The organism is Micromonospora sp. NPDC049580, from assembly GCF_040675595.1.
Taxonomy (GTDB): Bacteria; Actinomycetota; Actinomycetes; order Mycobacteriales; family Micromonosporaceae; genus Micromonospora.
In genome coordinates this window covers 1-5,120 of the sequence record NZ_JBFAPG010000460.1, presented here as the reverse complement: position 1 = coordinate 5,120, position 5,120 = coordinate 1, and the positions used below count along the sequence as shown (strand labels likewise).

Genomic DNA, 5,120 nt, shown 5'->3' with positions numbered 1-5,120 from the left:
CCCCGACCCATCAGTCGACAGACACCCCACACCAAGCGACCAACCAGCGATACCCGCCGACCACTGACCAACCCCCCCCAGGCCCGCCCCCGCCCGCCCCCGCCCCCCCCCCCCCCCGGCGCTGCTTACTTGACGGCGTACGCGCGGATCACGGTCACCGTGGCGGTGTTTCCCGTGCGGTCGGTGGCGTTCACGCGCAGGGAGAGGTAGCCGGCTGCCGGGTTGGTGACCCGCAGCGTCCGTCGGTCGGCGCTGACCGAGGCGGACCGCCAGGTCTTCCCGTCGTCGACCGAGAACTGCGCGGTGAGCGTGCGGTTGGCGGTGGCCGCCGAGCCGGCCAGCGGCGTCACGGTGACCGGCACGGTGAAGGTGCCGGCCGGCGCGGCGTTGTTGCTGTCCAAGGACGGGCTGAACCGTACCGTGGACAGCGGCAGCCGCGTGTCGCCGTTCGCCGAGGAGAACGTCCACAGCCCGCTGACCGCGGTGCTCAGCCGGTGCGGCGCGGGGCTGGTGGCCGACATCTCCAGCCGGTAGTCGCGTCGCTCCGCCGGCACCGCGAACTCGCCGTCGAGGGATGTGGTTTCGCCGATCAAGACACCGCCGGCGTACAGGGCGGTCCGGGCGCTGTCCGTCAGGTATCGCTGGCCCCAGTGTCCGGCGCCCTCGCCGAACAACGGGATGCTGGCCTCGATCGTGTCGCCCTTGCGGAAGACGGTGTCAAGGTCGCCGTCGGCGACACCGGGATCCAGGGGCGCGAAGACGGCCCTGTTCCAGTCCTGCTGGTAGACCCGACCGGCCGTGAACGCCTGCGCCGGTCCGGCCGTCTGCGTGACCCGCTCCGGCCCGTACTCCGGGTCGGTCTGCACCTGCTGCTCGAAGGTGGTGCTCCACTGCACGCCGCCCTGCGTGCCGAGATATTCGGTGCGCTCGAACGGCAGCGAGAACGGCAGGCCGACGGTGCCGCCACTGACCGTGCCGACGACCGGCCAGTTGTACTTCGCGCCGGTGGCGCCGTCGGCCTCGCGGGCATAGTGAGCCTTCACCGTGGCCAGTTCGGCCGCGGTGACCTGCTTGTCGAAACCGGTGTAAAAGACCCCCTGGCGGGTGTACGAGGTTTCGTACGTGTAAGGGCTGTCGAGGAACCCTTCGGCGTCGTTCTTCCACCGGGCGAAGACGCTGGAAATCGAACTCTGGAACCCGGTCACCGCGGTCGCGGGGCCGATCTGGCCGACGTGCAGGTCGCCGGGCACCACGGATTCCGTCGTGAAGCCGGCATTCCGGCCCGTCCAGTACGCGTCGACCTTGGCCGTGGCCTGCCGGGCGTCCGCGCGAGGAACTCTGATGGTGACCGGACCGGCCTGGCGGGCGTCCAGCGTCACGGTCCTCGTGGTGTCGGCCACGAAGCTGGTCTGCACCAGCATGGTGGTGTCCGTCTCGCCGTAGACATTGCCGATCAGGCCGTACCTGCCCTTGGGCAGCCGCACCGTCTGCGCCTCCTCCCCGTCGTAGAGCTGGTACGACTGAGGGGTGTCCAGCCCGATGAGGAGGTCCCAGTAGTTGAGGTTCAGCAGCCCGTCCCGGCCGAGGTGGCGGAACGTGACGTCGTAGCTCTCCACCTCGCGCTCGACCGCCGTCGGGGTCTCGACCCGGACGTCGCCGGGGGCGGTGGCCACGACCCGGGCGCTCCGGATCCCGTCCGGACCCTCGCCGCGGGTGTCGGACGTGACGGTCGTCGTCGCGGTCCCGCCGGCCGGCACGGTCAGGCTGGTCGCGGCGACCGTGAAGGTGTCCGCGTCGCCGTCGACGGCCACGGTCAGGGTGACCGGCGTGGTTCCGCCGTTGCGGTAGGTGAGGGTCTTCGTGACCGGCGTGTCGTCGGTGTGCGGCCACTCCTGCTCGCCGAAGCTGACACTGCCCTCGTCCACCGAGATCGTCTGACGCACCGCCCGGGCAACGTCGAGCCGCCCGGCGCCCTGGGCGAACACGTCGATCCCCTCGCCCGGTTGCGCGGCGCCCATCAGCAGCGTCTTGCGCTGACGCGACGACCAGCCGGGGTGCTGCTGGGTGACGATGGCGGCCGCGCCGGCCACCATCGGTGTCGCCATCGACGTGCCCGACAGACTCGTGTACCGGTCGGAGACCGGGGCACCCGCATGTCCGGCGGCGGCCCGCGCCGCCACGATGCCCACACCGGGTGCGGTGATGTCCGGCTTGATCGCCCCGTCACCGAGGCGCGGACCACGGCTCGAGAAGCCGGCCAGGTGATCCTGGTCGTCGACCGCGCCGACCGCCAGTCCGGAGTCAGCGGCGGCCGGCGATCCGATCGTCCGACTGCCGAGCAAGCCTTGATTGCCGGCCGAGAGGACGAACAGCGGGCCGTATGCCGCGGTGAGGTCCTCAACCGCCTGCTCCAGCGGGTCGACCTCGGGGGAGTCGGGGCCGCTCAGGCTCATGTTGACCACCGGGGCCTTCTGGGCGGCCCACTGCATCCCGGCCAGGATCGCCGACTCGTCGCAGTAGTTGCCCTCGCACACCTTGCCCACGGCGAGCTTCGCGCCCGGCGCCACACCACGGTACTTGCCGCCTGAGGCGGCGCCGCTGCCGGCGATGATCGAAGCGACGTGCGTGCCGTGGCCGTCGATGTCGTCCGCCGCGGAACCCTCGAGGAAGTTCTCGTTCGCCACGATCCTGCCGGCGAAGTCCGGGTGTCCGGCGTCGATTCCGCTGTCGAGCACCGCCACCGTCACGCCGGTGCCGTCCAGGCCCTGCTGCCAGGCCGCCGGCACGCCGACCTGCGCCACGGCGGTGTCGAGGGCGAGCGTGCGCTTACCGTCCAACCAGACCTTGTCGACGCCCGGGCTCAGGGACCGGTCAGTGGCGGCACCCCGGGTCAACGAGTTCCACAGGTCGGCCTTCTTGGCGCGCGACGCACGCACCGCCAGCATCCCCAGCCCAGAAATGTCACGACTCACTCGGGCGCTCGCATCGACTGCTGCCCGCGCGTTCGCGCTCTTCTCGTACGAGAGAAGCAGGGGCAGGTCCCGGTCGCCGGTGTAGCCGAACTCGGTCAGTGCCGTGAGGTCGAACAACCGCTTGTCCAGCCGACCCTGGCGCAGCAACGGCAGCGCGTCGACCGGGATCACGAGGCGGTGACCCTCGCTGGTCTGGTTCACGAAGCGGACTCCGGCACGACCGGGCGCGCGCTCGATGGCGGTGCCGCCCTGCGCGGAGACGACGACCCGGTCACCCGTGATCAGCGTGATGCTGACCGACTCCGACGCGCGACTCCCCTTCTGCGCGGGGGCCGGTGCCGCCTCGGCGCCGGCGGGCGTGGTGGCACCGAGTACCGCCGCGATGGTCCCGGCCAGCAGAGCGGCTGCGACGTTGCGTCTACGAATCACGAGTTCTTCACCGACAGGTCACACATGGGCTTTCCTCTCAGGACTCAAGGAGATGGTGAAACGCGAAAACGCCGGTCCGCTACGGATCGAGTCCGTAACGGACCGGCTCTCGGGCTCAGCTCGCGACGGACCGGCAGTTCATCGGGGCGTCCTTGGGCACCAGGGCCCAGGCCACCTTCGCGTAGCCCTCGCCCTTGTGCACCGGGAAGACACTGAAGTACAGGACGCTGCCCTTCGGCATCTTCGACGGCGCGATCACCCACTCCGAGTCACCGGACACGCCGTCCTCGTCGACCCCGGGGATCCGCTCGAACGTCAGGACGTCCTTGATCTGGGGCAGTTCCCTGCCCTTTGGCGTACACAGGAGATCCGCCTTGACGACGGCCGGAACGCCGGCGTCGGCCAGCGCCTTCTCCAGCGCATCGGGATCGATCACCTGCTTGGACCTCAGGCGCAGTCGCACCGAGCCGTCCGCCTGCCTGACCACCGAGAACGCCGCCGGTTCCATGGCCGGCGCCGTGGCGTCACCCGCCGAGGCCGCCGGCGCCGCGGTGCCGCCGGCCGGTGACGAGCCGGAAGGGCCGAAGCCGATCGGCAGGGCCAGCGCGATGGCGGCCAGGGCGGCGAGTCCCCCACCGGCGGCCACACCGAACACGCCACGGTTACGCCGGCGGGCCCGGCCGCGCTTCTCGATCGCCTCGACCGGACGGTCCATCCGCACGCCGGAAAGAGTTTTTCTCATCGCGTTGAGCACCTCATCCTCGTTCATTTCGAGTCCTAACTGGTCACGGGCACGAATTGCGCCCGCAGGGTCGCTGTGGCGCGAGACAGGTGGACGGCTACGGTCCGCGGTGAGATGCCCAGTTCGTCGGCCACGGTGTTGGCGTCCAGGTCAAGCCAGACCCGCAACACGATCACTTCGCGTTGCCGTTTCGGCAGCCGACGAATGGCGCTCAGCATCGCCTGGTCGACGTCGTGAACGTCGTCATCCGGCCGGGGCAGGTCGTGGCCGTCGAAGGCGACCTCGCGCCGACGCCGCCGCCACCAGGACACCCGGACGTTGAGGGCGGTACGCACCACCCACGCCGTCGGTGCCGGATGCCGACTCACCTTCCGCCAGGATGCCCAGGCCCGGGCGAACGCCTCAGCGACCAGATCCTCCGCCAGCGCACGATCACCCGTACTGGCCAGTACGGCACGCAGGCAGTTGTCCCGGCAGCGCTGGTAGAAGTCCGCGAAGTCCTTCCGTTCTTGCTCCACACCTGGCACACGCATGAGCACCGTGATTCATTTACCGCAGCCGGAAAAAGATTTGCACGAGGCCCGTCGACGGGGCCCGGTGGTCGCGATGGTCCGCAGGCCCCGCAACACCGCCGCCTGACCGGCGCGCGGTGGAGCTGGTCGATGGCATCATGCCCTGGACTGAGCATGTTCATCGATTTCAGGGGGCGACGGTGCGCGGAGAAGACAGGTCAGCGACCCGACGGCGTACGCGCAGGTCGTGGCCGGCGCGGTTGGGTGTTCGGTCGCTCGCTCTCCAGCGCCGGCACCCTCGGCACGGTGACAAGGCTCGGTGTCGGCGACTGGCCGAAGGTCACCCTGGACGACGACGGGGACGGCCTGGTCACGTGGAACGCCCGGGTAAAGCCGAACGCCCTGGCAGGGAATGATCCCCGCCAGGGCGTTTCGCAAGGGTGGAGCCGAGGGGACTCGAACCCC

Annotated in this window: 3 protein-coding genes; all 3 read right to left on the bottom strand. The window is 70.3% G+C overall.

All coding sequences use genetic code 11. The features are described 5' to 3' along the window. Positions 1-125: 125 nt before the first annotated feature. The 3 genes from AB0J68_RS26815 to AB0J68_RS26805 all read right to left on the bottom strand — a co-directional run bounded on the left by AB0J68_RS26815 (position 126) and on the right by AB0J68_RS26805 (position 4,661). Positions 126-3,401, bottom strand: a complete 3,276-nt coding sequence (locus tag AB0J68_RS26815; RefSeq protein ID WP_363941075.1) for a S8 family serine peptidase — start codon at positions 3,399-3,401, stop codon at positions 126-128. Between the two features lie 115 nt (positions 3,402-3,516). Further along, complete coding sequence (locus tag AB0J68_RS26810; RefSeq protein ID WP_363941073.1) at positions 3,517-4,170, bottom strand: hypothetical protein; 654 nt, start codon at positions 4,168-4,170, stop codon at positions 3,517-3,519. A gap of 8 nt (positions 4,171-4,178) precedes the next feature. Further along, a complete protein-coding gene (locus AB0J68_RS26805) occupies positions 4,179-4,661 on the bottom strand; it encodes a sigma-70 family RNA polymerase sigma factor (protein WP_354860799.1) in 483 nt (160 codons plus the stop codon). Positions 4,662-5,120: the final 459 nt, after the last annotated feature.

What these genes read in the sequence shown, in the direction of transcription:
- AB0J68_RS26810 (WP_363941073.1), bottom strand. Translation starts at nt 4,170, where the DNA reads ATGAACGAGGATGAGGTGCTCAACGCGATGAGAAAAACTCTTTCCGGC.